General features: G+C 73.7%; 1 protein-coding gene. It reads right to left on the minus strand.

Features of this window, described 5'->3' with window-relative positions; translation table 11 throughout:
- Nucleotides 1-82: 82 nt before the first annotated feature.
- Nucleotides 83-300, minus strand: a 218-nt coding sequence (locus tag ACLBXP_RS25745) for an antibiotic biosynthesis monooxygenase family protein (RefSeq protein WP_447670645.1), incomplete at its 5' end; no start/stop codon positions are given.

Genomic DNA, 300 nt, shown 5'->3' on the forward strand with positions numbered 1-300 from the left:
GGGCATCCTAGCGCGACGGCGACGCTCGGGCTGCCCCGCCGAACGCACATCGGCGCCCGTTTCGACAGGTCGCGGCCGCCGCTCAGGCGATGCAGATGCTCGGCACCGCCACGGGCCGGAACAGGTGCGGGCTGACCGCGACGGTGTCGGGATAGGCCGCGAGCCGCGCCTGGAACGCCGGACCGGCGAAGGCGGCCCGGACCCGGGCGACCGACTCCCAGACGGCGTGGTTCAGGAAGACGTTGCTGCCCGCGATGCCGCGATGGAGCTGGGTCGCGATGAAGCCGGGCTGGCGCTTCA

Source organism: Methylobacterium sp. A54F, from assembly GCF_053346035.1.